The 25,961-nt window shown below is 44.5% G+C and carries 23 protein-coding genes; 11 read left to right on the top strand and 12 right to left on the bottom strand.

The genetic code is table 11. The features are described from left to right. The first annotated feature begins 224 nt into the window (after positions 1-224). Positions 225-1,655, top strand: a complete 1,431-nt coding sequence (locus AC0J2X_RS03905) for an IS1182 family transposase (protein WP_202262410.1) — start codon at positions 225-227, stop codon at positions 1,653-1,655. 222 nt (positions 1,656-1,877) lie between these two features. Here the strand turns inward: AC0J2X_RS03905 and AC0J2X_RS03900 are convergent, their stop codons facing one another. The 8 genes from AC0J2X_RS03900 to AC0J2X_RS03865 are packed head-to-tail and all read right to left on the bottom strand — an operon-like array spanning position 1,878 to position 10,580. Further along, on the bottom strand, positions 1,878-2,210 hold the full coding sequence (locus AC0J2X_RS03900) for a DUF6488 family protein (RefSeq protein WP_202941660.1): 333 nt from the start codon (positions 2,208-2,210) through the stop codon (positions 1,878-1,880). A gap of 27 nt (positions 2,211-2,237) precedes the next feature. Then, complete coding sequence (locus AC0J2X_RS03895; protein WP_202941659.1) at positions 2,238-2,777, bottom strand: hypothetical protein; 540 nt, start codon at positions 2,775-2,777, stop codon at positions 2,238-2,240. Between the two features lie 20 nt (positions 2,778-2,797). Further along, on the bottom strand, positions 2,798-3,493 hold the full coding sequence (locus AC0J2X_RS03890; protein WP_202941658.1) for a HupE/UreJ family protein: 696 nt from the start codon (positions 3,491-3,493) through the stop codon (positions 2,798-2,800). Further along, positions 3,483-6,626 (bottom strand): efflux RND transporter permease subunit, encoded by a 3,144-nt coding sequence (locus tag AC0J2X_RS03885; protein ID WP_202941657.1) that lies wholly within the window; start codon positions 6,624-6,626, stop codon positions 3,483-3,485. The genes AC0J2X_RS03890 and AC0J2X_RS03885 overlap by 11 nt, the downstream gene beginning before the upstream one ends. 11 nt (positions 6,627-6,637) lie before the next feature. Then, the gene (locus AC0J2X_RS03880; protein ID WP_202941656.1) at positions 6,638-7,879 is read right to left on the bottom strand and encodes an efflux RND transporter periplasmic adaptor subunit; all 1,242 of its coding nucleotides are present in this window, start codon (positions 7,877-7,879) and stop codon (positions 6,638-6,640) included. An 8-nt stretch (positions 7,880-7,887) separates the two neighbouring features. Next, positions 7,888-9,171 (bottom strand): TolC family protein, encoded by a 1,284-nt coding sequence (locus tag AC0J2X_RS03875; RefSeq protein WP_202941655.1) that lies wholly within the window; start codon positions 9,169-9,171, stop codon positions 7,888-7,890. Between the two features lie 27 nt (positions 9,172-9,198). Further along, the gene (locus tag AC0J2X_RS03870; RefSeq protein WP_472995773.1) at positions 9,199-10,194 is read right to left on the bottom strand and encodes a M56 family metallopeptidase; all 996 of its coding nucleotides are present in this window, start codon (positions 10,192-10,194) and stop codon (positions 9,199-9,201) included. A 5-nt stretch (positions 10,195-10,199) separates the two neighbouring features. Continuing rightward, complete coding sequence (locus tag AC0J2X_RS03865; protein ID WP_202941653.1) at positions 10,200-10,580, bottom strand: BlaI/MecI/CopY family transcriptional regulator; 381 nt, start codon at positions 10,578-10,580, stop codon at positions 10,200-10,202. Positions 10,581-10,662: 82 nt separating this feature from the next. On the opposite strand from AC0J2X_RS03865, the gene AC0J2X_RS03860 reads away from it, so the two are divergent. Next, positions 10,663-11,016 (top strand): DUF3147 family protein, encoded by a 354-nt coding sequence (locus AC0J2X_RS03860; RefSeq protein WP_202941652.1) that lies wholly within the window; start codon positions 10,663-10,665, stop codon positions 11,014-11,016. Positions 11,017-11,130: 114 nt separating this feature from the next. Here AC0J2X_RS03860 and AC0J2X_RS03855 read toward each other — a convergent pair whose 3' ends face one another. Next, on the bottom strand, positions 11,131-11,421 hold the full coding sequence (locus tag AC0J2X_RS03855) for a hypothetical protein (RefSeq protein ID WP_472995772.1): 291 nt from the start codon (positions 11,419-11,421) through the stop codon (positions 11,131-11,133). Positions 11,422-11,774: 353 nt separating this feature from the next. Between AC0J2X_RS03855 and AC0J2X_RS03850 the strand changes: the two genes are divergently transcribed. Beyond that, positions 11,775-12,647 carry a hypothetical protein gene (locus AC0J2X_RS03850; RefSeq protein ID WP_472995771.1) on the top strand — a complete coding sequence of 291 codons (873 nt, stop codon included), beginning with the start codon at positions 11,775-11,777 and terminating at the stop codon, positions 12,645-12,647. 138 nt (positions 12,648-12,785) lie between these two features. Beyond that, positions 12,786-13,058, top strand: coding sequence for a hypothetical protein (locus tag AC0J2X_RS03845; protein ID WP_472995770.1), 273 nt, complete (start codon positions 12,786-12,788; stop codon positions 13,056-13,058). 264 nt (positions 13,059-13,322) lie between these two features. Here the strand turns inward: AC0J2X_RS03845 and AC0J2X_RS03840 are convergent, their stop codons facing one another. Together AC0J2X_RS03840 and AC0J2X_RS03835 are read right to left on the bottom strand one after the other, a co-directional pair. Beyond that, complete coding sequence (locus AC0J2X_RS03840) at positions 13,323-15,731, bottom strand: hypothetical protein (RefSeq protein ID WP_472995769.1); 2,409 nt, start codon at positions 15,729-15,731, stop codon at positions 13,323-13,325. Between the two features lie 1,446 nt (positions 15,732-17,177). Then, entirely contained in the window at positions 17,178-19,931 is a 2,754-nt protein-coding gene (locus tag AC0J2X_RS03835; protein ID WP_472995768.1) for a choice-of-anchor B family protein, read from the bottom strand. Positions 19,932-20,014: 83 nt separating this feature from the next. Between AC0J2X_RS03835 and AC0J2X_RS03830 the strand changes: the two genes are divergently transcribed. The 3 genes from AC0J2X_RS03830 to AC0J2X_RS03820 all read left to right on the top strand — a co-directional run bounded on the left by AC0J2X_RS03830 (position 20,015) and on the right by AC0J2X_RS03820 (position 22,429). After that, positions 20,015-20,824 (top strand): MbnP family copper-binding protein, encoded by an 810-nt coding sequence (locus AC0J2X_RS03830; RefSeq protein ID WP_014975805.1) that lies wholly within the window; start codon positions 20,015-20,017, stop codon positions 20,822-20,824. Between the two features lie 71 nt (positions 20,825-20,895). Then, positions 20,896-21,945, top strand: a complete 1,050-nt coding sequence (locus AC0J2X_RS03825; protein ID WP_377946880.1) for an MbnH family di-heme enzyme — start codon at positions 20,896-20,898, stop codon at positions 21,943-21,945. A 154-nt stretch (positions 21,946-22,099) separates the two neighbouring features. Further along, positions 22,100-22,429 carry a hypothetical protein gene (locus AC0J2X_RS03820; RefSeq protein WP_014948463.1) on the top strand — a complete coding sequence of 110 codons (330 nt, stop codon included), beginning with the start codon at positions 22,100-22,102 and terminating at the stop codon, positions 22,427-22,429. Between the two features lie 48 nt (positions 22,430-22,477). Here the strand turns inward: AC0J2X_RS03820 and AC0J2X_RS03815 are convergent, their stop codons facing one another. Beyond that, positions 22,478-23,137 carry a hypothetical protein gene (locus AC0J2X_RS03815; RefSeq protein ID WP_014975806.1) on the bottom strand — a complete coding sequence of 220 codons (660 nt, stop codon included), beginning with the start codon at positions 23,135-23,137 and terminating at the stop codon, positions 22,478-22,480. 312 nt (positions 23,138-23,449) lie between these two features. Between AC0J2X_RS03815 and AC0J2X_RS03810 the strand changes: the two genes are divergently transcribed. The 4 genes from AC0J2X_RS03810 (at position 23,450) to AC0J2X_RS03795 (ending at position 25,937) form a co-directional block, all read left to right on the top strand. Further along, positions 23,450-23,776, top strand: a complete 327-nt coding sequence (locus tag AC0J2X_RS03810) for a DUF3718 domain-containing protein (protein WP_014948465.1) — start codon at positions 23,450-23,452, stop codon at positions 23,774-23,776. A gap of 152 nt (positions 23,777-23,928) precedes the next feature. Continuing rightward, positions 23,929-24,690 carry a LytR/AlgR family response regulator transcription factor gene (locus AC0J2X_RS03805; protein WP_456252218.1) on the top strand — a complete coding sequence of 254 codons (762 nt, stop codon included), beginning with the start codon at positions 23,929-23,931 and terminating at the stop codon, positions 24,688-24,690. A gap of 138 nt (positions 24,691-24,828) precedes the next feature. Then, positions 24,829-25,230, top strand: coding sequence for a CidA/LrgA family protein (locus tag AC0J2X_RS03800; protein ID WP_131135954.1), 402 nt, complete (start codon positions 24,829-24,831; stop codon positions 25,228-25,230). Next, a complete protein-coding gene (locus tag AC0J2X_RS03795) occupies positions 25,227-25,937 on the top strand; it encodes an LrgB family protein (protein WP_049585942.1) in 711 nt (236 codons plus the stop codon). Before AC0J2X_RS03800 ends, AC0J2X_RS03795 begins: the two co-directional genes overlap by 4 nt. The last annotated feature ends 24 nt before the right edge of the window (positions 25,938-25,961 follow it).

Here is a 25,961-nt window from a genome sequence, read left to right as displayed (position 1 = left end):
CTACTTCTAACAAAATGCACTGGTCACCATTTTATCTGACACTTTTAAAACAGAGTACGATCAACATTGGAGGTCTCTTTAGTACGCAGGCTGTGTGAAAACTATTGATCACCTTTTGGTCTAAGTATGCGTTTTATATGATCAATCTGTCTTAGCTATTGATCCTCAATCTGGGTGTCAGTTGGTAAAATGAAACTATCAGAAAGCTGATAGGTTTCAAATGCATGTCGAGATTTATCGAAGGCCAAAGCAGAACACAGAGCACGCTGTTTCCGGAAGTTTTGGATGATTATATCCATGAAGATAATCCGATTCGTGCAATTGATATGTTTATCAATTCATTGGATTTATCTGAGTTGGGTTTTGCTCGTAGTCAACCTGCTAAAACAGGTAGACCAAGCTACTCGCCAGCAACCATGCTCAAGATTTACCTTTATGGCTACCTTAACCGCATTCAATCAAGTCGACGTTTAGAAAAAGAAACACAGAGGAATGTGGAGTTAATGTGGCTGGTTGAGCGCCTAACCCCAGATTTTAAAACGATTGCTGACTTTAGGCGTGATAACGGCAACGCTATACAGCAAGTCTGTAAGCACTTTGTGTTGATATGTCGTGAACTGAATATGTTTACGGATGCCATTGTGGCTATAGACGGCACTAAATTCAAAGCGGTTAATAATATCGCTAAAAACTACTCTCGTGGTTTGATCAAGACGTGTATTGAAACGACCGAAAAAGATATTGCCAATTATCTCATGGAACTCGACAGGGCAGACCGCCAGTCGCGAGCTGACGATGCAATAAAATTGAAAGGCAAACTCGCTAAACTGCAAGCGCGTCTGGAAAGCGAAAAGGTAATTCAGCAAGAACTGGAATCCTTACCCGATAAACAAATATCCTATACCGATCCTGACAGCAGGCGAATGGCGCTCAAGCATAAAGGCGTGTTAGTTGGCTACAATGTTCAAGCGGCTGTCGACACCAAGCACCACCTGATACTTGCACATTATGTGACGAACAACCCCAGTGACAGACATCAGCTTGTCCCCATGAGCCAACATGTACAACAAATATTAGATAAACAAGACATTACCATTCTTGCAGACAGAGGTTACGACGACAGTACGAGTTTTAAGGCCGTTCATGAGGCAGGCGTTACGGCAATTGTTCCGAAGATTCGTACTTCAGCCAATCGAAGCAAGGGACTGTTTACCAAAGAAGACTTTGTTTATAACAAAGAGAAAGATGTCTATGAATGTCCTGCTGGCAAAGACATCCCGTTTAGTTTTGTTTCAACGGATAAAGGTAAACCGTTACGTGCTTACATGTCGGTCATGACCTGCAAAGGTTGTGCTATAAAATCACGGTGCACAACTTCACCAGCAGGTAGACGGATCCGCAGGCTTGATGATGAGGAACACGTTGAGCGGGTTGCTCAAGCTTATAAAAATATGCCAAACGCAATGACATTAAGGCATCAAACCGTCGAGCATCCCTTCGGTACAATAAAGCAATGGGCAGGGACTCACCAATTGCTTACGAAGACACTAAAACACGTTAAAACAGAGGTAAGTCTGCAAGTCTTGGCATACAACTTCAAAAGAATGATGAATATCATAGGCGTTAACGGACTGATATCTGCATTGAAGTCCTAAAAGTTGAAGCAACAATCATTCATAATTTTACAGAGCCAAAAATTACACTGTAGAGCTATCACAGTGGTATCGGTAAAAAATGGGTTTTCACACAGCCTGTACGTAAAGCGGACGATTGAGTTAAACGCTTTTCATTGAGGCAGTCTGCAAAAAAGGGCTTAGCCTATATTACTAGAAATGAAGGATGGGCACTGAGCGTCAACTCTCAGTACCCCCTAGCCTTTAATAGTCGTTCTTAGCTTTCACATCCAAAACCTGACCGTTGTTGGCTATCTTGAAAAAGACTTGCTTGGCGGCATCAGAATTAGAGGCACTTACCACATAGAACTCTTCTTCTACGCTAACGACACTGAACTTTTCAGGCGACAAGTCTTTCCACGATTCATCCAGTTTACCCACTTCAAAACCAAAATCTTTGAAGGCCATTTGCTTCACAGATTTAGCTGCAATGCTGATGGCTTTCTGGCCGCTGATAACACCATGATCGCCATGTGCCAGAGCACTACCACTGATTATTGCGCAGCAAAGTACCACTGCTGATAACGTTTCTTTCATCACATTCTCCAATTTTAATAAGTTGAATTATTGCTTCAGGCCAATTACTTGGTATTCGCCCTTTACCAAAAGCTGCACAGCAATAGGCTTGTCCGATTTGTTTTTCCAATACCAACCATGTGAACCGGCGAAAGGAGCAGTAAAGCTGCCTTTCATCTCATTGGAGGTTGCTATGGTATAGCTCTCGAAATACCCGGTGGTATCGCCTTCCGGTTCACCATGTAAATCGAAATACAGGGCTTCACCGTCGGTCAGCCATTCATAAGTCATTTTTGCATATTGCTGCATGGCAAATTTGTATTCGACACCGCGCCCGGCAGGCACGACAACTTCAATGGTCTGAAATTCCTGACTGCCTGAAGTATTGGTATCAGCATTGTTGGTAGAAACAATAACATCAGATTCAGTCGCTTGTGCAAGGGTCGTCAACCCCAGCTTATGCCCGATTCCTGTTGGGTCGATGTTGTATTCCGCTGGAAGAATAAAAGTCACCAAAGCAATTGCCGCCACAACTGTTGCGGTGATACTGGCTTTGACTAAGGTTTTTGTACTGACAGTGTGTTGCATAATATTCTCTTGTTATAAGTTTAATTAACGAAGTAACCGGTAAGCTGATATCCCATCAACATGACGCCAGCACTCATAAGAGCCGTATTGGTCATGGTAGAGAAACGCTGGAACGAAGGCAGTTTTCGCCAAGCGTTGATGGCGATCAGGATAAACACGAGTGCTGCAAACTGGCCCAGTTCAACACCGATGTTAAAGGCAATCAGATTGGTAATAAGCCCATCTGCCGGTAAATGGAATTCCTGTAATTTGGTTGCCAATCCAAAACCGTGAAATAAGCCAAAGATCAGTACTGCCCATTGCGTATTGGGTTGCCAGTTAAAACATCGCTTGAAACCACCTAAATTATCAAAGCCTTTGTAGACGACAGACAAACCTATAATGGCATCAATCAAATAGGCGTTAACCTGAATATCGCTCAGCACACCGAACAGTAAGGTTGTGCTGTGACCAATAGTAAACATGGTCACGTACAGCAGTACTTCCTTGCTGCGGTACAGGAAGAAGATCACACCCACCAAGAACAGCAAATGGTCATAGCCGGTGATCATATGCTTAGCCCCGATGTACAAAAACGGAATAAACTGCACACCTTGGTTTTGTTCCAGAAATGCGCGGGTATTATCGTCCACCCCATGTGCGAATACATCAATGCTGATCAAGGCTAATGCGCCCAGCAGCAGAGTTACGCTGAGTTTAATAAGACTATTTGGCATCAGACGACTCCAATACTTCTGTGTCAGTCAAAAGTGACTCCTTTTCTTTGTGTAAAATTCGATATAAGGCCGGAATAACGAACAGGGTGAGCAAGGTGGATGAAATGATCCCGCCTATCACCACCGTAGCCAATGGACGCTGCACTTCCGAGCCAATACCAGTATTGAGCGCCATCGGGATGAATCCCAGCGATGCCACTAATGCGGTAGTTAATACCGGGCGCAACCTCGTTAACGCACCATCAAAAATGGCCTGATTAAGGGCGACACCTTCTTTGCGTAATTCACGGATAAAGGACACCATTACCAGACCATTCAATATGGCGATACCCGACAAGGCGATAAAACCCACCGCCGCCGAAATGGAAAACGGGATATCACGCAATAGCAGCGCAGCTATTCCCCCAGTTAATGCCAGTGGCACACCCGTGAAGATGATCATCGCGTCTTTAAACGAGTTCAGTGCCAGAATCAGCAAACCGATGATCATTAGCAAGGTAACCGGCACAACAATACTAAGGCGCTTGGAGGCCGACTGTAGCTTCTGGTAAGTGCCACCGTACTCTACCCAGTAACCTGCCGGAATTTCGACTTTTTCCGCCACAGCTTGCTGAATATCAGCCACAAAGCTGCCTAAATCACGTCCACGCACATTGGCGGTGACCACCACCCGGCGTTTGCCATTTTCCCGGTTGATCTGGTTCGCCCCCGATACCAACTCCAGCGATACCAATTCTTGTAGCGGAATGCTATGACCATCGGGTAACGTTATTGGCAGGTAATTGAGCGCATCAATATCCTGTCTGCGTGATTCGCCTAAGCGCACAACAATGTCTGAGCGCACATCGCCCTGATAATACTTACCGGCAACTGCGCCGCCCAAAGCGGTAGCCACCTGCGATTGCAGATCACCAATACTGATACCGTGCTGCATGAGTTTTTGATGGTCAGGCACAATATTCAGCATAGGTAAGCCGGTAGTCTGTTCAACCTGAATGTCGGCAATGCCTTCTACCTGAGAAATAGCAGATTCAATTTCAGCGCCTAAACCTGTGAGAGTATCGAAGTCGTCTCCAAATACCTTGATGGCCAGCTCTGCCCGAACGCCAGCCAGTAGCTCGTTAAAGCGCATCTGAATGGGTTGCAGAAATTCGTAGCGGTTGCCGGGTATGGGCGCAACCAGAGCAGCGAGTTCTTCGACAATTTGCTCTTTCGTCTTGTCAGGATCAGGCCACTGCTCACGGGGTTTTAAAATAATGAAGTTATCCGCCACACTAGGTGGAACGGCATCGGTAGCCACATCAGCGGTGCCGATTTTGGCAAACACCCGCTCTACTTCCGGCATCTGCTTAATTTTGTCTTCCAGCGTTTCCTGTAGTGCAATAGCCTGACTCAGTGACGTACCCGGAATGCGCAGTGCATGCATGGCAATATCCCCTTCATCCAGATTGGGCGCAAACTCGCTGCCTAATCTGGTTGCCTGATAGCCAAATACCACCACCAATAGCGACGCAGCAAATACGACTATCCAGCGACCTTTCAACACCCAGCTTAACGCTGGACGATATAAGGCTCCGGCTCCACGGATCAGTGGGCTGTGCTTTTCTTTGACTGGCTTTTTAAACAACAACGCAATGGTGGCGGGAACAAAGGTGACGGAGAGCAACATCGCACTTAATAAAGCTATGACAACAGTAATAGCCATCGGATGGAACATTTTGCCTTCCACGCCTTCCAGCGCAAAAATGGGCAGGTAAACGGCTGTAATGATGAACACACCAAACAATGCCGGGCGGATCACCTCACGGGTAGCATCAAACACCAACTCCATGCGCTCTTTAAGTGGCAATGGTCTATTTCCACTTTGGCTGAGTCTGCGCAAACAGTTCTCAACAATAATAATCGCACCATCAACCAACAAGCCGAAATCGAGTGCGCCAAGGCTCATCAGATTAGCGCTCACGCGGGTCTGCACCATCCCGGTAATGGTCATTAACATGGCAAAAGGGATCACCAATGCGGTTAAAAAGGCTGCCCGGAAGTTTCCTAACAGCAAAAACAGCACCACAATGACCAGAAGCGCACCTTCCAATAGGTTGGTTTGGACTGTCTGTAAGGTCTTATCCACCAACTTGGTGCGGTCATACACAGCGGTAGCCACGATACCTTCAGGCAAGCTGGCGTTGATTTCTTTCAGCTTCTCACCCACGGCGTGCGCCACGGTACGGCTGTTCTCGCCAATCAACATGAATACGGTACTCATGACTACTTCACGGCCATTTTGCGTTGCAGCGCCGGTACGTAAACCCTGACCATTTTCGACATCCGCAACGTCCTTAATGGTCAGCGCAGAACCATTAGTCGATTTCAGTGGAATACGGCCTATTGCCGCCATATCGTCAGCTTGTCCGGGCATTCTGAGCAGCCACTGCGCACCGTTTTGTTCAATAAACCCTGCGCCTTGATTCTGGTTGTTGCTGGCAATGGCATCGACCACATCCGCTTGGGTTAAACCAAAGGCCAGCAGCTTTTCAGGTTTGAAGGCAATCAGAATTTCACGTTCAAACCCACCAATAGGGTTTACTTCCACTACACCCGGCACTCGCATTAACTGCGGCCTGATAGTCCAGTCGTGAACCGTGCGTAAATCCATCGGTGTGATAGGCGAACCATCAGCATGGGTGGCATTAGGTTCGGCATCTACGGTGAACATGAATATTTCACCCAAGCCCGTAGCAATGGGACCAAGCTGAGGCTCCAATCCTGTCGGCAGTTCAGAACGGGCGGCGGATAATCGTTCATTCACCAACTGGCGAGCAAAGTACACATCCGTTTCGTCACTGAATATGGCGACTACCTGAGATAACCCATAGCGCGAGACAGAGCGGGTATAGGTCAGCCCCGGCAAGCCTGCCAGAGCAGTTTCCAATGGAAATGTGACCCGTTGCTCTATCTCAAGCGGTGTATAACCGGCTGCTTCAGTGTTGATCATCACCTGTACATTGGTGATATCTGGCACCGCATCGATAGGCAGCTTAGTGAAATTCCATACCCCCAGTCCGGCAACAGCTAATACCATCACCAGCACAAGAAACTTTCGCTTTATCGAAAAGCGTAAAATCGACTCCAACATGATTTACGCTCCTAGTGGTCGTGTGATGCGCCGGACTTTTCAATGTCGGCTTTTAAGATGTAACTGTTCTCGGTGACATATTCGGTGCCCGGATTTAATCCGCCGAGAACTTCAACCCATTCTCCGCCCTCACGTCCTAGCTCCAGCATACGTACTTCATACTGTTCACCGACTTTGGCATAAACCACTGTAAAATCGCGAAAGCCTTGTAAACCAACACGTTTAACCGCGAGTGGTACGTCTATGGTAGCAACTTCAATTTGTGCCCGAACGAAGCTGCCTGTGGTCAATTCACCCTTTTCGTTAGGTAAGTTTACCCACACGATACGAGCCTGATCATCCCGCACCTGCGGTTCGATAAACGAAATGGTGCCTTGGTAGTTTTTATCCACACCTTCAACCTGCAAGGTCACCACTGATCCTTTACGGACTTTTTGATAATCACTTGGATACACAGCCAGCTTTGCAATGTATTGGCTGCTATCCGTTATGCTCAGTAAGTTGCGACTAGCCGTTTGTTCTCCGGCGTTAGCAAACTGCGCTGTGATAACGCCATCCGACGGCGCTTTAACTTGATAAGGCTTCAGGCTCTCATTACTTTCTACCGTTAACAGCGTTTGCCCTTTCTTTACGGCTTCACCGTAACCCACATGCAATTTGGTAATTTCCCCATCAAAACGAGCCGAAACAGAACGTTGCGCCCCTACAGGTAGTGCCAATGTGCCGTAGGCAGGGATAGTTTGATGCAGGGTCGCAGGTCCTGCGATAGCCGTTTGAATATCCATTGCCTCTGCCACAGCTTGCTCAATAGTGGTACGCCCTTCGAAGTTGTCATATTGCCAGCGGAAGGATTTACCCTGATGCTTGGCTTCGATGGTGACCACAAAAGAATGGGGTTCATAGATTTCCATGTCACCGCGCAGGAAATCACCTTGAACATAGAAATTAATGTCATCAACAACATTACCCAAGCGGGTCAATTTAACGTTCAAATCTACCGACTTTGGATCGATAGGTTGGCCTTCTTTGGTGAGCCAAACACGAAATTCAGGTGGAACGCCCGTTTCGAAAATTGACAATTCCAAAGCGAAATCACCATCACGCAACATACGTCCCCGATGCGGGCCTTTTTCTGGTTCAGCCTGTTCAGCGACAGGCGCAGATGATGCCGTTACGGGTAGGCTGATTAAGCCTAAGCTGAGGTTTATTAACATCGCCAAACTCAATGACGAAAGGGTTTTATTGTTTTTCATAAAAGATCTCACTGAGATAGGGATGTACCGGTCAGGCGTTGAATTTCAATATGCTGCAAATGCAGGCTTTCAAACGCTTCAAGCAACTGTGTTTGCGCACTGAGTAATTCCCGGCGCACGCCGCTGTATTGGTTGTAACTTAGTTGGCCTCTTTCAAAAGCATTACCTGCTTCAGATAAGGCAGTTTCCAACGTGGGCACAATGTCTGTTTGTACGGTTTGTATCACGTGCTGTGAATGCGCCATTTCCTGTAGCAGCACGTAAAGTTGTGCGTCCAATGATTGCATCAACGCACTTTGTTCGCTGGCGAGTACATCCTGCTCTGCTTGCAGAGCTGCAATCATCCCGGCATTGCGGTTGCTGTCTCCCCACGGAATGGAAATCCCGGCAACCAAACCAAAATCATCGGTCGCTTCATAGCGGCGTAGTCCGGCTGTGAACTGCCATTGGGGTTTAGCTTCTATTCGAGCCAGTTCCATTTGCGACTGGGCGATACGCTGGGCGCTAACGAACTGTTGTAAGCGAGGATTTTGCTTGAGCTGTGCCAGTTGGCTTTCAACCGATGGAACAGCCGGTACGCTGAGCAAATTGCCGTTCAGATGATAGTTCTGAGCAGGGTTACCCCACAGAGAGGCCAGTTGATATTGACTGGCCTTGAGTTCATGTTCTACGTCTTCTACGGCCAATTCCCGGCGTGTCAGCTCTGCTTTTGCCAGTTGTACCTCAACACTTGAACTCTTACCTGCTTTCACTCGCTTGGCTATCGCTTCTACCACTTCTTCTGCCTGAGTTGCGGCCATCTGATTGAGCTTAAGACGCTCTTGTTTAACCAGAATATCGATATAGTGCTTGGCCACCAATGCAGACAAATCGAGTGCTTTAATCTGCTTTTCAAGTACCAGTTTTGCGGCTTCGCTTTTTGCGGCATTTACCCGGCTATCGATTTGTTCCTGCTGTAACAACCAAGAATACGTCAGTGTTGATTGCATGCTTTTAAGGGCACTGTGCTCACCTGTACCCATCGCATCTTCAATCATCAGCCCAATTTGGGGACGTTCACCGACACCAGCTTGCTGAATACGCCCCTGCCAAACCTGCTCTTGTGACACTAAAGCCTTCAATTCTGGGTGATAATTTAAGGTCATCATTACGGCCTCAGGTAGGCTGATAATCTGAGGAGTTTCCTCTGATGCGGCTGTCGCTGATAAGAGTAAACCAACTCCGGCAAGCACAGCAGAAAACCGATAGCCAATCGGTTTTTTAGTCTTGCGTTTACAAAGAATATCTTTCATTCCCAGTCCTTATTTATTGGGTAAAAGCTAATGGGTGAAAAAGGTTTCGATAATGTGGTGGAGACTATCAACCGTAGAAGCGGTTAACAGAGGCGCAGAAGCAAACAATATGATTGCAAAGCCCATTGCTAGTCGGGACGAAGAGATCACCGGGCTAATAAGGCTTTGCACGCGCACACTGGTTTGATCATTGCCGAAGTAGCTCGTTTGCAAGCCATCGCAGCCCATGTTGTTGTGCATAGAGTCTACACTTCGCTGCATGCGTGCGACATTAATCAAGGTTTGAGCGACATCTAAGTTGTCATATTCCTTGGTCACCGCACTATCTGCCATCTGCTCGGTCAATAAAGTAAATTGCTTGATAAGTTCACGCGTCGCAGTAGCAGGGAAAAAAGCCGCAAATGTCGCAAAGACAACTTTGTACATAGGATCACGCGCTTCAGCATGAGCCATTTCATGGCGGATGATGATATCCAATTCCTGCTCATTAACCCGTTCTTTAAGCGCGGTAGTAACATAGATTTTCGGCGACAGCAGCCCAGTGGTAAAGGCTGCCGGTATTGGCAGCGGTAACGAATAATACCCCTGCTTACCGTTGATATGCTGTAATTTGATATCAGAAAAGCCAATCAAATCTGCCATCGCTGATGATTGCTTTCTACGAATATAAACGGTTCTTGTCACTGACCAGAGCAAATATGCAGAGCCTGATAACAAGGTAACAGCATGCCAACTGGTGAAACTAAAAATATCGACGTGGTGCCAGTGCGCAAAGTCGTTTAGCCAAGCTGCGGGGAAGATGTCTTGCTGCCTCGGCCAGAAAAATCCTATGCAACTAATTGCGATCCACCATGGCGCAGTCACTAATGACCACAAGATGACTTTGCGGATCCCAAATGTGAATTGTGCTATTCGGTGAAGAGTAAATGGTGAAATAACGGCAACGAAAACCACACTGATAGCAAATGCCAGCACAGCAATGCTCAGTAAATTCAGTGTTATTGCCAGATTTCCCACCAACATGTTCGTTAGTTCCCTTTACGCAACTTGCGTTGTTGTTCTATCAACTGTTCCAGCTTATCAAGTTGGGCATCATCCAGATTGGCAGAGGCCGAGCTGAATGCAGCAATCAGACTATGCTCACCGTCTTCAACAAAATCGCTGGTCACGTTGGTGATAAGCGTCGCTATCAATGCTTCCCTGTCTACTTTTGCCCGGTAACAATAGGCGTGCCCCTGTTTGGTTCGGCTCAACAAACTTTTTTTAAACAAACGATCCAAGGTGCTCTGAATGGTATTGAGTGAATTCCCACGAGACTGGCCAAGCACGGCATGTACTTGTTTCGCGTCAGCTTCAGAAGCATTCCACAGATACTGCAAAACCTGTTTTTCTAATTCACCTAATTGCATAACAACTTTCTCTTTTCACAATGGATAATATAATGGCAAAATAAAAACCGATAGGCAATCGGTTTTTTGAGTTGGGGGTAATATGGGCTGGTTAATTACAAAGTATTTGGTGACTGCGGCAGTCGTAGTCGCTGCTTCTGAAGTCGCAAAGCGCAGTGATAAGCTAGGCGCAATTATTGTGGCACTCCCGATAGTAAGCATTTTAGCCATGATCTGGCTATATATTGAAAAGCAACCGATGGAAAAGATTGCCAACCACGCTTGGTACGCCTTCTGGTACGTTGTGCCTACATTGCCAATGTTTTTGATCTTTCCATCACTGCTTCATCGCTTTGGATTTTGGTCGGCATTAGCGATGAGTGCTGGGGTCACCGTGATGTGTTTTGGGCTATTTGCACTTGTTCTCAAGCTAATTGGAATCAATCTGATACCTTAACTTATCGAGCAGATTGGTAATAATTTAACATTCTAATGTCAAGTTTTGGCTCTAATCGGAAATTCGAAAAGCTCTATGGCGAATGTCCGCTTCTTGTCTTTAGAAGACACTCTCTTACGAAATACTTTTACAGGGCAATAAACGGCAGCATTCATTATTTTCTTCAGTGAAGCGTGCTAGTAATTTTGTATATTTGTCTACGTCATGTTTATAGCGGACAAAGAAATTTATCTGGTTTGCACTAATCACAGCTCGGATATCGTTTAAACCGCCATCTATATTAACCGTATCTGATCCCGGTACTGGCAATAATCTTGCAGCACCTAACTTGCTAATGGCAAGCTTCTTTAGTACTGATTCAGGTGAGCCTTCTGTCACTTCTATCAAAGTCGCTAATTTAGTCATAAACGACCGCCCTCATTTATTAAGTATCAAATGAATTATACTGAATAAGTACTAAGATTTTTTAGCATACTAAAATGATAATACTAATGCTTCTGGGAACTTCATTTTGTAGGCGCTAGTGAGATAAACCTTCGTTCAAACTAGTAAATATATTTTTTACCCACTTATACCTTCTTCGTAGTATGAGCCGAAAAAGTTTTCTCTTGATCTTTTCTTTCAAAACGTACAAATTAGGTGAGGGCATTGTATGTGCCATTGCGCTTTCCCCGTTTTTTCGCGCTTAAAGGTTTAGACCAATACCTATACAAAATTCACAATACATTAGCCTAGTGCTGGAGGCGGGGAACCAGTACATGGAAAATGTTATGCCTAAATCAGCGTCAAATAACGATACCTTAGCTCTATCAACCCAGCAAAGCAACGAAATGAGCGTGCTGCTGATGGATATGCACGCCAGCTTACGCGAACCCTCTTGTTCTAGCAACGTATTGCAAAAATTCAAGAAAGGCGTGACCTCAGTGATTGACATTGAGATCATACGTAAAGCTCTCGATGCTAATTTTCCTACAAATTTACAATCCCTTTTATTGCGACGCTATTGGCTCAAAGACGTGTCATGTCTAAATGACTGGGATAGACAATTAATTCAAAATCAAATTTGTAATTCGTTCTACGATGTATTCTGTATCATTGATAACGTCCAAACTGACACAGATATATTGCATAAATCGACATCATCGGATATTACCCAAGCACTCCTGAAAATTTCAGCGGAACAAAGTGTAGACCAGAACTTTTTCAGTCTTATACGATGGTTCGGTCATTCCCTTGATATTGTTCACGAATGTGAACCTAACATCATCAACCAACTCCGGTTTGCTCATCATTATATAAGGAATCATGGAGAAAAACGTTTTCATGTCACTGCGTACAAGAAAAACTACGTTGTTTACGGTGGATGGCGGAGGAATGAGGCAAATAAACCGAGTTTTGAGCTTCTTGAGCTGCTCAATCCGACGATAGGTTTTGAGAACCTGTACTTACATAAAATCCATGATCCTTTACGGCTAAAAAAAACAGCTTCATTACTTAAGCACTTCAGAAAAATGGTAATTAGGTCCGGCGGAAATGAGTTAATACTACCTGATAGCCCAGAGATGTCTGATTTCGGTACTCGTGAATATGTACGAGACGCAATAACTCCCAGCATGCTTGGTCTTAAGTAACACAGCTTAAAGAAATGGTTGAAATCTCCGTAAGATGTTGCTGGCATAAAACTACATGCCCTATCTCATAGCCAAAGATATTACGTAATATCAGCCCAAATCTCACTAACTATTGCAAATTACGAAGGACCTAGAAATATGTACGTTTATAATGATAGAGGAAACTTTCGAGTGAACATGGATCTCGCAGTAAGGTTTGTTGATGTAGGTGCATTCGTTGGTAGGCTTGTTATCGTACGAGCAGAAGAAGACGGATATCCGTCAAATCAAACATTTCAGGAATCACGAGACTTATTCCTTGTCGTGGATACAGACGTTGATGACGTAGATGCCGTAAAAAAAACGATGGACACAGGAAGAAATTTAACTTCGCTGAAAAGGGCTGTAGAATACATTGAGAATCTAGAATAATATGCGCCTATAGTTTTAAAACAAGCTTGCATGGTAGGCCGTCTTCTTTTCTGATTAGACTAGTTATATAAATCAGGTTGTGAATATATGCTGAATCAACATTTATAACTCAGGCAAATCTGTCGTTTGCTATGGCGTTTTTCTTATTCTACTGGTAACCGCCTATCGCGGTTACCATTTTTATAGAAACTCATTAGGTAAGCCATAATCTTGTAACGTTCTCAACGCCCGGTCGAGCGGCAATTTATTGGGAAACTACTTAACTTAACCTCCAGTGGATGGCTTAGTATTTTTGGGTGCAGCTACCTTGTCTGGGTTTTCGTAAAAGGACATTAATACCTCTTTTACATGGGAGGGTAAGTCATCAACACCATCTGGTAAGGACACCGATATCGACTGATTGCCATCCGCAGTCAGCTTAATTAGAGTTTCAGTCTTGGTCTCCTTATTCCCAGCTTGTTTATCAGGAACCTCAGCCTTCAGGCTAGCTATTGCATTTTTATTCATTGCCGTACTAATAGCCTTATTACCTAGGTCGATAACGAAAATAATTGGTCCTTGGGCATCAGATATCTTCGTTCTTACGGTCATTGTATTGCCATTTAACGTAGCACTAATAACCTCAACTCCATCGAAAACGGGAGACACCTTAGCAGTAAGGTTATCAGCTTCATTTTTACTTTCATCTTTGAGAGAATCAAAGCCTTTGCCGATCAACACAAATTCCTGCGTATGCACTTCCCCCTTTTTAAACGACAATGAGGATGGAAAGATATGAGTAAACTTAACGGATTTCGGTGACGAATTTTCTTTCAGCTTGTCTGGCAGCCTTGAGAATTGTTCCTCTCCAAACAACTTTCTGCGTAACTCAGCACACTTATTAACCAATAGCCAAGATTCATCAGATTGAGTTGTATAGCCATCGCATTCCGCTCTAAGTGCCTTTTCCAGATTGAACATCTCTTGTGTCGTTAGTTGTTCCTTCCAATTGAACAGCCAAGGGGAGCGGTCAGCAGACTTCCAGCGAGTCGAGGGGATAATGCTGACTACGGGTTCGAGAAGACAATAGTCACGGTCAACTAAAGCAGAATCACAATTCTTAGCTACTACTAACTCCTCGTGCTGATTCGCGCCGATTGTGTCAAAGCGCAAAAGTATTGGAAAGGTCTGTTGTTGCAGAGTTTCATTCGGCTCGCTGTCATTCCAAGATGCAGCGAAAAATTCAGGCTGGACTTCTAAACCAACCATGCTGCCTGTAGAAAAAACGCTCACATTATTGTCCGCGCTGCGAGAGCCAAATTCCTTTCGGCGCTGCCTAGAAAAATCAGCAAATGCTTCCGCCGACTCCTTTAAACCGGCATTTTGCAAAGTGGCTGCTAGCATTAAGGAAAGATTGATTTGGCTTATCTGTCTATTTTGAAGCTCTTGTGTTTGTGCATACGTCACTGGAGATATAGCCGTCACGTTAATTGGATAATAGTAGTCAGAACTCTTTAAATCCTCGTATTCTCTAATTTTATAAGCATCGTTCGCAGCTTTAATTTTTTCAGCAACATTTTCTTCACAATTGAGACGATTAAGGCTCTTAAACTCCCGATTCCCTGACTCATTATCACAATCATCAAAATAGAAAACCTCCATCAGTTCTTTTAACTGTTTAGGCGTATCTGTGTCCTCAATATACTTTTTCACCGTTGCTTTTGATGCATCGTTCAATACAACCGCAGTATCAAGGTTTATTACTGCATGATAACCTTCTTTAGTCCGCCAGCCGGGATTCACTGAAATCATCGACACTCCAAAGTATGCACTCTCGTCCTTATTGCTGGAAATTGTGGCCAGCATATCTGCCAAAAATTTATTGGTGGCCGCTTGCGGCAACGCGTTGTAGTCAGGCAGACTTAGACCACCTGATAAATTACTACTGCTTAAAGAAAGATCTTCACTCATCACGTCGGTCCTAGCCCCAAAAGGTGTAGCCTGAAGGCGACTGATTGAAGGAACATTATTCTCAGGAAGGGTAGGGAAATCCGGAAGCTGAGATACCGCTTCCAGCTCCGCCAGTTCCGCCTGATAGTCATTCAAGCAGGCCTTTCGCCGCTCTACTGCTGCATTATTCAGGGCAATGGCATCAGTGGCTGACAGCTCACCTACGACCCGTTCTCCTTCCTTGTCTGCTAATGCCTTACAGGATGTGAAATTTTCTTTTGCTGCCTCGGCCAAACCGTCAATCATGGCCTGCTTTGCGTTTCTGGCATCTTCTTTTTCTTCTTCAGTAAGATCCGCTCCCTCGTTTTGTTTTTCTAATGCATCTTGGTAGGTGGTAAGTTGATTATTGTACATCGCCTTTGAGGTTGCATCTGCCTGAGAAGACGCCGCCAAAAGAAAAGAGAACACCGTTTTGGTATGTTGCAGTATTCCTGCATTCACTTCGTCTTTCGCGCCCTGATAATATTGCCCAGCCGTTTTATCTATTTTAAATTCATATTCATCAGCAGGGATGCTAATGATTGGCGGCGAAGCTGTCACTGACCCCCACTCATCAAGCACTTTATCCGCTGTGCTGAGGGCTGGTAGCTCAATTTCATTTTGAATTCGCGTAGTGCAGCTACTAAGCGCTAATATTGTTAAACCGAGAAATATTGGAGAGCATCTATCAAGGTGTTTTGGCATGTCATTTCCCTAGTGAAACTAATTTATTTTTCCCTAATTTTCGCCGAATCATTGGTATTCGCATTTAGACGTATCTAAAAATCACAGCATGATCTGTACAAATATTAACCGGTTGTGTAAGGTGCTTCAATCTTTTTTGTACGCGTTAGATCGCCTTTGACTATTTTCTTTAATACTCCTGCAAGAATAATTTTAGCAACCTATTTTTCTACAGATCGTAAATTTAAGCAGAATTATAAACGGCAATACCGGTCTGTTTTTACCAAGAAAGGATTTAAATTAAGGGAGCTAATAATATTTTATGTAGACCGTTTTGAGGAGTATCAGGGGGGGGATGAGGACTGCAAAATTTCCTGTTAAGACATCTCGATCTAAAAATGAACTTAATAAATAAAAAGATTTCTATTTAAATTTTCTTCCGTATTCTTTAACAGAGCAGATTTCGTTGTGAGTCCTGAAAGCCGTTACTTGCCGGTATCTTCGGCAATTTCAGAAAGTAATTCTTCTAGTTAAAAATAATTGCCATATACAAAGACCCGCGAGTACGAGGTTTCAGATTCATGTTGGGCGACATGAAATAGAGTCATAGGTGAGGACAGAAACTTACTGAGATAGAGAGCAAAGGTTGTGTCGATTACAATTTCAGAAGATAGCAATCACTTCATACAATGCTTTGGTCAACAAGTTAAAAATGTTGATATGGACGACTCGAACAAAAAGCTGCCAACTTCATGGAAAATTGAGATGTGGCTTTTTGCCTAGTAAATAGAAAAAGCGTGATAAAGGCATCAATGTAAGAAAGTGGTGGCCCCACCCTGACTTGAACAGGGGACCTGCCGATTCACGTTATCCTTAGCTTTCGCTATGGCGTGGACTATATCATCACCCTCAACCATTAAAAGTAGTCGATAGGGTGCCGGACGCTGATGGTGTATTATGCAGCAGGTTCGTGCTGCGTCACCTAGTCTCTGAACCTTCCCAGAACGCCTTCTGGGCTTGGCTGCTGATTGGCATGTTTCTATTGAAACGAAGCTTTCCAGCAATTCATCCGGTTTTTCCTTATAACATTACTGCTATAGGTCACTGGCTTCCAATGAGTCGGATGCTCTAACCAACTGAGCTATGGGGCCACTTTCTTACGTACAAATTGTCATATTTTTACTAGCGACAATATTAAACACTAGTTTCTTACTTTTAGTAAGTAGTAAATTCATTTTAGTAAATTTACTATCTCGCAAAGCCCATGATTTACCCTATGGTTATCGTTTTAGTAACCCCAGAGGGGGTTAAAAGTGCTCTAACCAACTGAGCTATGGGGCCATTTTGAGATGTGCTGTGCAGTTTTTTATTGCAAATTGCTATGCATAACAACCACAAGCGAGCGCAAGTATAAGCAGTTTTATTTGCCTTGTCACGCCTCGCTGGTGGCTTTGTGATTTGTTTGCTTTATTTTTGTTCACTAAGCTGTAGTTTATGTGCCTTGTTTGGCAATTTTACACGTCGCCACCCAAGAGCTAATGCCAAGCCTAACATGCTAAACAGAGTCGTAGAACCGCCTCCACCAGAGCTATTTGAATTAGTATCCGTTGGCGAGCTCACTACACTTTCGTTTACGGTCACAGTAACGGTGTCGCTGGTGCTAACTCCAAACTCATCGGTTGCAGTTAACGAAAAGGTTAAATTGCTTTGAGATGATGGGGCGGTAAAAGACATGGTTAATGTATCTGCATTTCTGATGGTAACCGTGTCGCCGGCGGTTTGCGTCCATTCTACGCTTGTTAACGCGCCTTCGGGGTCTTGGGCGCTTCCCGTTAATTCAACGCTGGCTCTTACATCGGTTTCAACATCTGTTCCTGCGTTTACCACAGGGGCTTGATTGCTCTCATCATCTTTTATCGTAATCAGCGTTTCTACCACACCACCTAGAAGATTGGTGTCTTGTGCAGCAAGCACTAAACGAAATTGTTCGTTGTCTTCTTCGATACTATCGTTAATAAGCGCAATATTGACGGTCTTCGAATTAGTTTCGCCGTCGCTCCAAGTTAGCGTGCCCCTTTGGCTGACAAAGTCTTCATCGCTCACTGCTGTACCGCTTTCCAGTGAATAGTTCACACTTACTTCGCCTTCACTTCCGCCTTGGCGAACAATGTTTAACGCAAGTTCAGAGTCAGTCTCTAAAATAGTGCGTTCGCCAGTGCTTAATTCAATTTTTCCTTGCTGTGCAGTACCGTTAATGGTGACTCGAGCATAACCGCTACCAGAGGTGATGCCTCCTCCTTGCGGGTTAAATAGTCTGACGAAAAATACCTCATTGCTTTCAGTATTTTCATTAGCATCGATGCTTAACGTGATGTTTTTAGTCTGTGATTCATCCGCACCCCAACTGAGTTCTCCAGACGCTAACATTACATCGCTGCTGGTGGCTGAACCCGCTATTACTTCATACGCAACTGTCATAGCCCCGGTACCTGTCTTATTAACAGGAAGGCTTAAGGCTGTATCAGCATCCGTTTCATAATTAGCCTGAGAGAAGGCCGCAACTGTTGTTGCGCTTAACGTATTGTCTTTTAATACAAACAAACCGCGCTGAATATCACTAACCAAAATATTACCGCTAGGTAGAAACGGGTATACGCCCCAGGCACCATTAAAGTTGGTGCTGTTAAAAGCTGGGTAGGTGTCGAAAAAGCCAGCTTCTACAGGCGCGGTAGGATCTGAAATGTCTAGTACCGTTAAGCCACGCTCATAGTTAGACATATAGTAGCGGTTACCTCTTACGTAGCCGTTGTGATCGATAGTGCCGTTGTCACTGGTCCAAATGCTGGCGAGCACAGGTGTTGTAAGTGATGAAATATCAAAAATCATAACCCGGGTATTTAAGCTGAAGTTTCGCTCGTCCAACTCATCGTGAACAAAGGCATATTGCTTGTCTTCACTAAACCAGCCGCTATGGGTGTAGGCAACCTCGTTATAACTAATACTACTTAGTTCAGAGGTACTATTTGTGTTCGTGTGATCCCAAAGGCGCATTGCATCTTCATTGAAGTCAAGCATAACCGTACATCCATCAGCCGTAGCATTCACACAGTCAGTTTGCGCTCTTGCGTCGGTAACGCGCATAGATGACGCATCATGCGTATAGTCGGCACGTGTGAGACCGCTAGGTATGTAAGACGCGGTTGGTGTTTGAGGTGACGTTAGCGTATATGAACGAAAGGCTCCGCCGTTACTATCCTGACCAACCAAATGCAGCTGAGGCGCAGCGTCATTTAACGGTGTGTTTAGCGTGTAATCTACGTTAGAGATGTAGATATTGTGTGCACGGTTATCGTCGTTAATCCGCTTCGTTAAGCTAATACCATTAGGGAGGTCGTTAAGGTCAATGATGGTAAAACCTTCTGTTACGCTATCGGCACTGGCATAGGCATACGCTTTAAAACGCCCCGCAGCGCTATCGAAATACTGATAGACTTTAATGTCGCGCCATGTCGTACTTTGACCGGTAATTTCACCTACTACTACCGGTGCTGTTGGCTCGGTTACATCTACAACGGCAATGCTGGCCTGCATGCCAACAATGGCATATTCTCTACGGTTGTTTAAATCGACGTGCCCCCAAATATCGTTGGTACTATTTGATACCGACGACAATACGTTAACAGGTACGTTAGAGAGTAGATCGATATTGCTGCATGGGAAGTCGGCAGCCGTGCCATCTGTGCAAGCTTCATTTGCACTGACTTCGGTACTAAGGACCATGTGCGATGATGCCTGTGCTTGAAAGGAAGACGCGGCTTTTCCGTCAGTTATACTATCGAACCCTTTTTCATAAAGGGCTTCTGATAAATAGGTAGGCACATTAACTAGTGTAGTTTTGTGCAAGGCAGGCTTCTGTGCCTGGTAATGATCTTCACGAGAAAAGCCTCCTAATACGGGTAAAAGACTGTCGTTTAGAACTTGTGCATGCTGAGCGTTGTCGAAATAATATTGGCCTTCAGCAACGAGAATTTTGTCGCCTTTATTGGCCTGTCGCGCGGCATAGCTCAACGTTTTACAGGGCCTGAAACGGTTGTCACACTTGCCCGCGTCCACGCCGTCCTCGGCAACAAAACGCGCTTTGTCATGGTCTGTGTGTGCTTGTGCACCTTGACTCACAAATGCTAAAAGCAGCACTATTAGCGTTAATGGGAATGCATTCATCTTGTCGTCCGCGCAAGTGTGTAATTAGAAAAAGGTAGTTTGTATAAAAAACTACCAGATATCCAAAGGAAGTACATACGTAAATGAAAATGCCTTTTCGCATGAGTGTCATGCCTTCGTTACTCTTTGCGGCGCTAGTGTCGTTAACCGGCTGTGATGCCATTAACCTCAAAGGAAGAGAGCCTGGTGAAATCCCGTTTAAGTTGGTGGGAGTCGATACGGGAGCATGTCCAATGATCATGAGTATTGGACAACAGCGATGGAATATAGACTACTTCGGTTTTTACCTTAGCAAGCCAGAAGTGCGCATTGATGGGAAGTGGCAGCGGGTTAAGTTTAAACAAACCCAATGGCAGACGCCGAATATAGCATTGCTAAAGTTTCACAATAAGTGCAACAACCCTGATGATGCCAATAGCAAAATTGTATTAGATGTATCGGAAGAGCTTTTAAAGCTGTCCACAAACTTGCGCTTCACTATGGGTCTTCCCTTCGACGATAATCACGCTAACCCGCTTACACAGCCTTCGCCATTGAATGACAGTACAATGTTTTGGAGCTGGCAAAACGGTCATAAGTTTTTGCGACTGGATGTGTCTAAAGGCTCAGAGGAAACACGCAAATGGTCTTATCATTTAGGTAGCGTGGGTTGCGATTCTGAATCAGCAGTCAGGCCACCTGAAAAATCGTGTGCTTTCACAAACCGGGTGGAGTTTATTCTGCCGATGACCCAGCTTGATACTGATTTAGATTTGGAAGTATCGGTGTCTAACATTGTCGCGCAAGTTGATATAAACGAAGCGCCAAGTTGTATGTTCGAGTCTCCCGAAACTGAGCCCTGTAAAAAGCTTATTCAGAATTTAGTGCACAGGCCTTGGATTAAGTGGCAGTAGCGGCACGTTTAATTTGCACTAGAAGGCGAGCTCTGCTCGCTTTCAAGGCGGCAATTATCGCTTTTGTTGCAATGATTTTAGGCGCGTGCAGTAAATCGCCCACGCCTTACATTTGGAATTTGCCTCACAATATTCCACCGCCTCCCGTTCCCGCAGACAATCCTGTGACCGAAGAAAGCGTAATTTTGGGAGAGAAGCTTTTCTTTGATAAGGGCTTAAGTGCTAACAACACGGTTTCATGCAGCAGCTGCCATGAACCAGAGCATGCTTTCTCTGAACCTAAGACGGTTTCAGTAGGCGCGAATGGAGACGCGCTAAACCGTAACGCATTAGCGCTAGTAAACGTGGCTTATAATGCATCCTTCACTTGGGCGCATAACAATTTAGAAAGTATAGAAAAGCAGCTGATGATCCCGCTTTTTAATGAACATCCTGTGGAAATGGGCGTTACGGGAAATGAAAAGCGTATATTAAAGCGCTTTGAGGGCAGCGAATATCGAGCGCTGTTTGAAGCGGCTTATGGTGATGATACACCCAATTTAAATAATATCGTAAAGGCGCTTGCTAGCTACGTGAGAAGTTTAGTGTCGTTTAATAGTGCTTTTGATAACTACGCTTACGCTCAAGATGACGATGCACTAACCGCCCAGCAGCTTGAAGGTTTGAATCTGTTTTTTTCAGAACGCACTGAGTGCTTTCACTGCCACGGAGGTCTGAACTTCACTCAATCGTCTAAGCATAGTTTTCAACCTTTTGCGGCTCAGCCTTTCCACAACACTGGCCTGTATAACGAAGATGGGAAGGGCAGTTATCCGGAATCGGACATGGGGCTTTACAGCGTTACTCACAATAAACAAGATATGGGGAAGTTTAGAGCACCTACTTTGCGCAATATAGCCCTTACTGCGCCCTACATGCATGATGGCAGTATTGCCACCCTTGATGAAGTCATTGAGTTTTATGCTCGTGGGGGAAATCTGGCTGAAAGCCCTAACCCTTACCGCAGTCCGTTCATAAAAGGCTTTGCGATTTCTGAAGATGAAAAGGCGGCGTTGGTTGCATTTTTGCGCAGTTTAACCGACGAGCAATTTGTAAAAACACACACTACACGCAAAAATTAGCGATTTATTGCTCATTTTGTGTAATTTATGTTTATACTTTGCACACATATATCAACCAAATGCTTATGTGCTGATTGTTAACATCGTGATAAACTCAATCACTTACATTCTTTGTTAATAACTATAAAGCAGGTGAGCGGTCGCGGAGATGAGAATGACTGAAAAACCCTTCATTACAAGTGGTCGAAATACCATCATTCATAAAATAAGAAAATTAGATCTATTGGTGATCAATGGTGATGAACATCCGCCAATTCTTGTTACTTATAAAGGTATTAAGCAGTACGAAGGCAAAGTGCCTGAAAACAAGCGCGATGCCAAGATGATGGACATGGAACTAGTAGATGTAACTACTAGCGATGTGTTTGGCGACGAAAAAACATTATTGTTCGTACAAACCCTAAATGGGAAAGAGTATAAAATCGATTACTCTAAAATTGGGACGAGCATGTTTATTAAGATTCACCAAGACAGTATTTTCTAAAACTCACCTTACCCCATATTGGGGTAGATGTGTTTTTAATTAATGGGGTTAGGCAATCTGGCCCCAGTTATCTGCCTTGAGTGAATTGAACCCTCCAATTACCCTTCCTTTTCCTTTAAGCTGTACGTAACGCTTTTTGAAAATGTTAAACCGGCAGATGTCCACCGGCGTGACTTCCGATGCATTTACGCCACTTACAACACCTGCAGTTTCCAACCCCTCAGCAATTAACTCTGAACAGAACCAGCTATTAAAGTCTTCTTGATTGTAGCTTATGCTGCCGAACAGGGGATGTTCATCAATCGCGTCCACTGCTGAGCCGAATAGCTGTAGCACGTCGTAAGGTTTCCCGTCTTGTTCAAACATGAAGTTAAAGAAGTCTCGCTTATTTTGCTCAAAGATACTTCTTGACGCGCTAGACAAGGGCAGCCACCAAATATCACCGTCATAAGATGCTACACGCTCGCTTAGTCTATTGGTCATTACCCCTCGCTTTCCTTTATAAGATGTAGCTTCCATGACTTGATTAAAATATCGATTAGAATCTTCATCGCGCATCTTCGTTTGCATAACTATTGCCACATGCGTTACCGCAGAGCGTGTAGTGAGTTTGGTCCAACGAGAAAATAGGCTATTGCCACCAAATGCGATGATGTCACCAGGCTGCATATGCTCTCTAATAAGGTGGTATTGTTGCTGCTCTAACATGGCTCTTCCTTGAATACGTGTTAAAAAATTAGATTATTGTCTGCACCGCTAGGCGGGCAAGAGTATTTGCTTATGATTTTCCACTTTGCAACGTATGCATTTATAAGAATGTTGCAAAGTGTGTGTTAAGTACGACTAATAACAGTTTAGACCGATTATTAAACCTTAGCTTTTGTGTACTTGTCGCAACGTCTCAAATAGCGGTGCTTTAACGTTTTTATAGCGTGAATTTTACAAAGTTTCACTAATTTAATGGTGCGGGGACAAAAGAGGTAGTCACCGCGTTGCCGAATATTATCAGAGGAACTTGTTATGTTTATGTCACGCCGTGTTACCCAACTTGCTTTACTAGGAATAACCTTGTCGCTTACTGCAACAGTAGCGAATGCCGCCCCGTATCCTAAGCATGTAGAAAAAAACTTAATTGCAGTGTGTGAAGCGGTAAAAAGCGATAGCCGTTTGCGATTGCATCGCGCCGTGAAAGCGACGGGTTTTAAAATGCGATATATCCATGAAGGATTAGTGTGCAACGGGCAAGACATGCTTACTTTTGCACTTACTCATAATGCATCTAAAAACGCACAGCTGATTGCTCGTCGCATTAATGCTAGCCCTAGTGTACTAACAGCAAAACGCTAATGAAGAGTTTTCTACCCTGGCGATTGGGCTATGCAGCTTATAGCCCCTTTTTCGCTTATTTTTACTTTTCGCTGTCTACATCCCATCACTTATTAAGACTGGGATAGATAACACTGACAGCTATTACTGCTTGCACTTGCAAGGGATCGCAGATGATCGCACTGGTTTTTTTACACTCTGTTTCTATGCAAAACTCACTTTGCAAAATGCTAGAAAAGCTAGACGTATTCAGTCACGTTTATGGAGCTCAATCGGTAGGCCATTGTCTTGCGTTAGCAGAGAAATATCCTCAGTCCATCGGTTTCTATTCAGTCTCTCAGTCAAGTCGAAACCTTGCATCACGGTATTGGCTTGCAGTAGGAAATAAAGACGAAGAAGCGCTGTTAGCCTTTTCTCATAACGCGTCAGGATTTGTTAAATCACCACTTGAAGAACCCCAAGTATTAAACGCTATAGAGCATGTCAAAACCAAGTACCATTTTTATGAACGGGACTTTCAATTCAATATGCTGGTAAAGGGACTTTGTGAACAATATGGGGTGTCTGAACCTGCGCTTCTAGCTACATTGCGCCAGCAATTGAACAAAAGTGCTCAGCCAAATGTTGTTGGGATACGCGCTGAAAACGGGTGGTGTTGCTTAAATCCAGCAGAGATTAAATGGATTGAAGCTGCAGGTGACTACATGTGTGTTCAAACGCTCTCAGAAAGCTACGTTGTCCGCACAACCTTGTGTGAATTACTTAAGCGTTTGGGAGAGCAGAATTTTAAACGCTGTAACCGCTCTGTGGCGGTCAACGCAAAACATATCGCGCACCTGGAACAAAAACTCAATCAGCAGCGAGTTGTCATGCAAGGTGGCGAAGCGTTCAAGATTACTCACAAGTATTACTATCAGTTTTGGCTGACAGACTGAACGTCAAAGCGCATTTCAGTGCAACATTCTACTATACGACCATGGTACTGCTGGTGGTCTAACTCGCTTATCGTTACACTTACTCACTGAATTTTGGAAATAAGTACTAGGACCTGCAAGGCCTAATAAGGAGCGATAGTGCGAGATGTAAGAAACATGATAGTGGGCGCAGTTTTAGTGTTTGCTGCTTATTATCTTGGGCTTGTTGTCGTTAATGTGAGCGCCCTTCCTATACCAGGGCCATTAATGGGCTTATTCTTTTTACTCGCGATGCTTTTTCTTTTTCCTCAGCTTGAGGTTCACACGGCGCGCTTTGTTACTTTTCCTTTGAAGCATATGTCCTTACTGTTTATTCCAGCCGTACTTGGCGTATCTATTTATTGGGCTGACATTCAGTCCAATGCACTTGCCATTGCTATCGCGATTATTGTAACGACGTCGATAAGTTTAGGAATAACCGCTTGGTTTTCGCAGCAATTGTTTAATAGCAAAAGCGGCAGCGGCTCAGATGTGGCAAGCAAGGGTGGAAAGCAAGAATGAAGGAGGCTCTACATCAAGCATTTAGCTTAACGGGGTTATTGTGGCTTAGCGTTTCAATAATTGGCTACATTATTGCTCTTTGGGTGAACAAAAAATGCAAAGGTCACCCGCTAGCGCATCCCATTGTCGTTACCGCGCTGATTGTGTCAGCTGGCCTTTATTTAACTGAAACAGGGGTTACTGAGTATCAACAGGCGGCTTCTTTGTTGCATTGGTTGCTAGGGCCTATCACTGTGGCATTAGCACTACCCATTTACAGACAATGGCAAAAGCTAAAGCACTACGGCTGGCGGTTAATGGCGAGTATTGCTTTTGGTGGCATACTCGCGCCTTTCACCGCGTGGCTTACTTTGTTTGCACTAGATGCACCGCGTGCAATACAAATTACCATGTTAGCTAAATCAATTACCACGCCCCTTGCTATGGAGTCGAGTGCGCAGGTTGGCGGCATTCCCGCATTGGCTGCCGTTTTTGTCATTGTGACGGGTGTAGTTGGAGCCATTGTTGCTACTGGTGTGTTTGCGATCCTCAATGTACAAAATCGACAGGCGCAAGGTATTGCTATGGGCACGGTGGCCCACGCAATTGGTACAGCCAAAGCTATTCAAATGGGGGAAGACGTGGCGGCGATGGCGACTCTAGGCCTTTGTGTAAATGGTATATTTACTGCGTTGGCACTACCTGTCATTTTTGGTTTCTTTATTTGATAGCTTTTCTCGTATCTTGCCGTT

It is taken from the genome of Alteromonas sp. R7 (assembly GCF_055755235.1).
Note: the sequence above shows the minus strand (reverse complement) of the source record. Positions and strands in the feature narration are given on the sequence as shown.

Coding starts and splice junctions, on each gene's coding strand:
- AC0J2X_RS03820 (WP_014948463.1), top strand. CDS start 22,100: ATGACTGAAAAACCCTTCATTACAAGTGGTCGAAATACCATCATTCAT.
- AC0J2X_RS03885 (WP_202941657.1), bottom strand. CDS start 6,626: ATGTTGGAGTCGATTTTACGCTTTTCGATAAAGCGAAAGTTTCTTGTG.
- AC0J2X_RS03895 (WP_202941659.1), bottom strand. CDS start 2,777: ATGCAACACACTGTCAGTACAAAAACCTTAGTCAAAGCCAGTATCACC.
- AC0J2X_RS03810 (WP_014948465.1), top strand. CDS start 23,450: ATGTTTATGTCACGCCGTGTTACCCAACTTGCTTTACTAGGAATAACC.
- AC0J2X_RS03890 (WP_202941658.1), bottom strand. CDS start 3,493: ATGCCAAATAGTCTTATTAAACTCAGCGTAACTCTGCTGCTGGGCGCA.
- AC0J2X_RS03825 (WP_377946880.1), top strand. CDS start 20,896: ATGATTTTAGGCGCGTGCAGTAAATCGCCCACGCCTTACATTTGGAAT.
- AC0J2X_RS03905 (WP_202262410.1), top strand. CDS start 225: ATGTCGAGATTTATCGAAGGCCAAAGCAGAACACAGAGCACGCTGTTT.
- AC0J2X_RS03880 (WP_202941656.1), bottom strand. CDS start 7,879: ATGAAAAACAATAAAACCCTTTCGTCATTGAGTTTGGCGATGTTAATA.
- AC0J2X_RS03840 (WP_472995769.1), bottom strand. CDS start 15,731: ATGCCAAAACACCTTGATAGATGCTCTCCAATATTTCTCGGTTTAACA.
- AC0J2X_RS03815 (WP_014975806.1), bottom strand. CDS start 23,137: ATGTTAGAGCAGCAACAATACCACCTTATTAGAGAGCATATGCAGCCT.
- AC0J2X_RS03795 (WP_049585942.1), top strand. CDS start 25,227: ATGAAGGAGGCTCTACATCAAGCATTTAGCTTAACGGGGTTATTGTGG.
- AC0J2X_RS03855 (WP_472995772.1), bottom strand. CDS start 11,421: ATGACTAAATTAGCGACTTTGATAGAAGTGACAGAAGGCTCACCTGAA.
- AC0J2X_RS03900 (WP_202941660.1), bottom strand. CDS start 2,210: ATGAAAGAAACGTTATCAGCAGTGGTACTTTGCTGCGCAATAATCAGT.
- AC0J2X_RS03805 (WP_456252218.1), top strand. CDS start 23,929: ATGATCGCACTGGTTTTTTTACACTCTGTTTCTATGCAAAACTCACTT.
- AC0J2X_RS03845 (WP_472995770.1), top strand. CDS start 12,786: ATGTACGTTTATAATGATAGAGGAAACTTTCGAGTGAACATGGATCTC.
- AC0J2X_RS03865 (WP_202941653.1), bottom strand. CDS start 10,580: ATGCAATTAGGTGAATTAGAAAAACAGGTTTTGCAGTATCTGTGGAAT.
- AC0J2X_RS03870 (WP_472995773.1), bottom strand. CDS start 10,194: ATGTTGGTGGGAAATCTGGCAATAACACTGAATTTACTGAGCATTGCT.
- AC0J2X_RS03835 (WP_472995768.1), bottom strand. CDS start 19,931: ATGAATGCATTCCCATTAACGCTAATAGTGCTGCTTTTAGCATTTGTG.
- AC0J2X_RS03860 (WP_202941652.1), top strand. CDS start 10,663: ATGGGCTGGTTAATTACAAAGTATTTGGTGACTGCGGCAGTCGTAGTC.
- AC0J2X_RS03830 (WP_014975805.1), top strand. CDS start 20,015: ATGAAAATGCCTTTTCGCATGAGTGTCATGCCTTCGTTACTCTTTGCG.
- AC0J2X_RS03875 (WP_202941655.1), bottom strand. CDS start 9,171: ATGAAAGATATTCTTTGTAAACGCAAGACTAAAAAACCGATTGGCTAT.
- AC0J2X_RS03850 (WP_472995771.1), top strand. CDS start 11,775: ATGGAAAATGTTATGCCTAAATCAGCGTCAAATAACGATACCTTAGCT.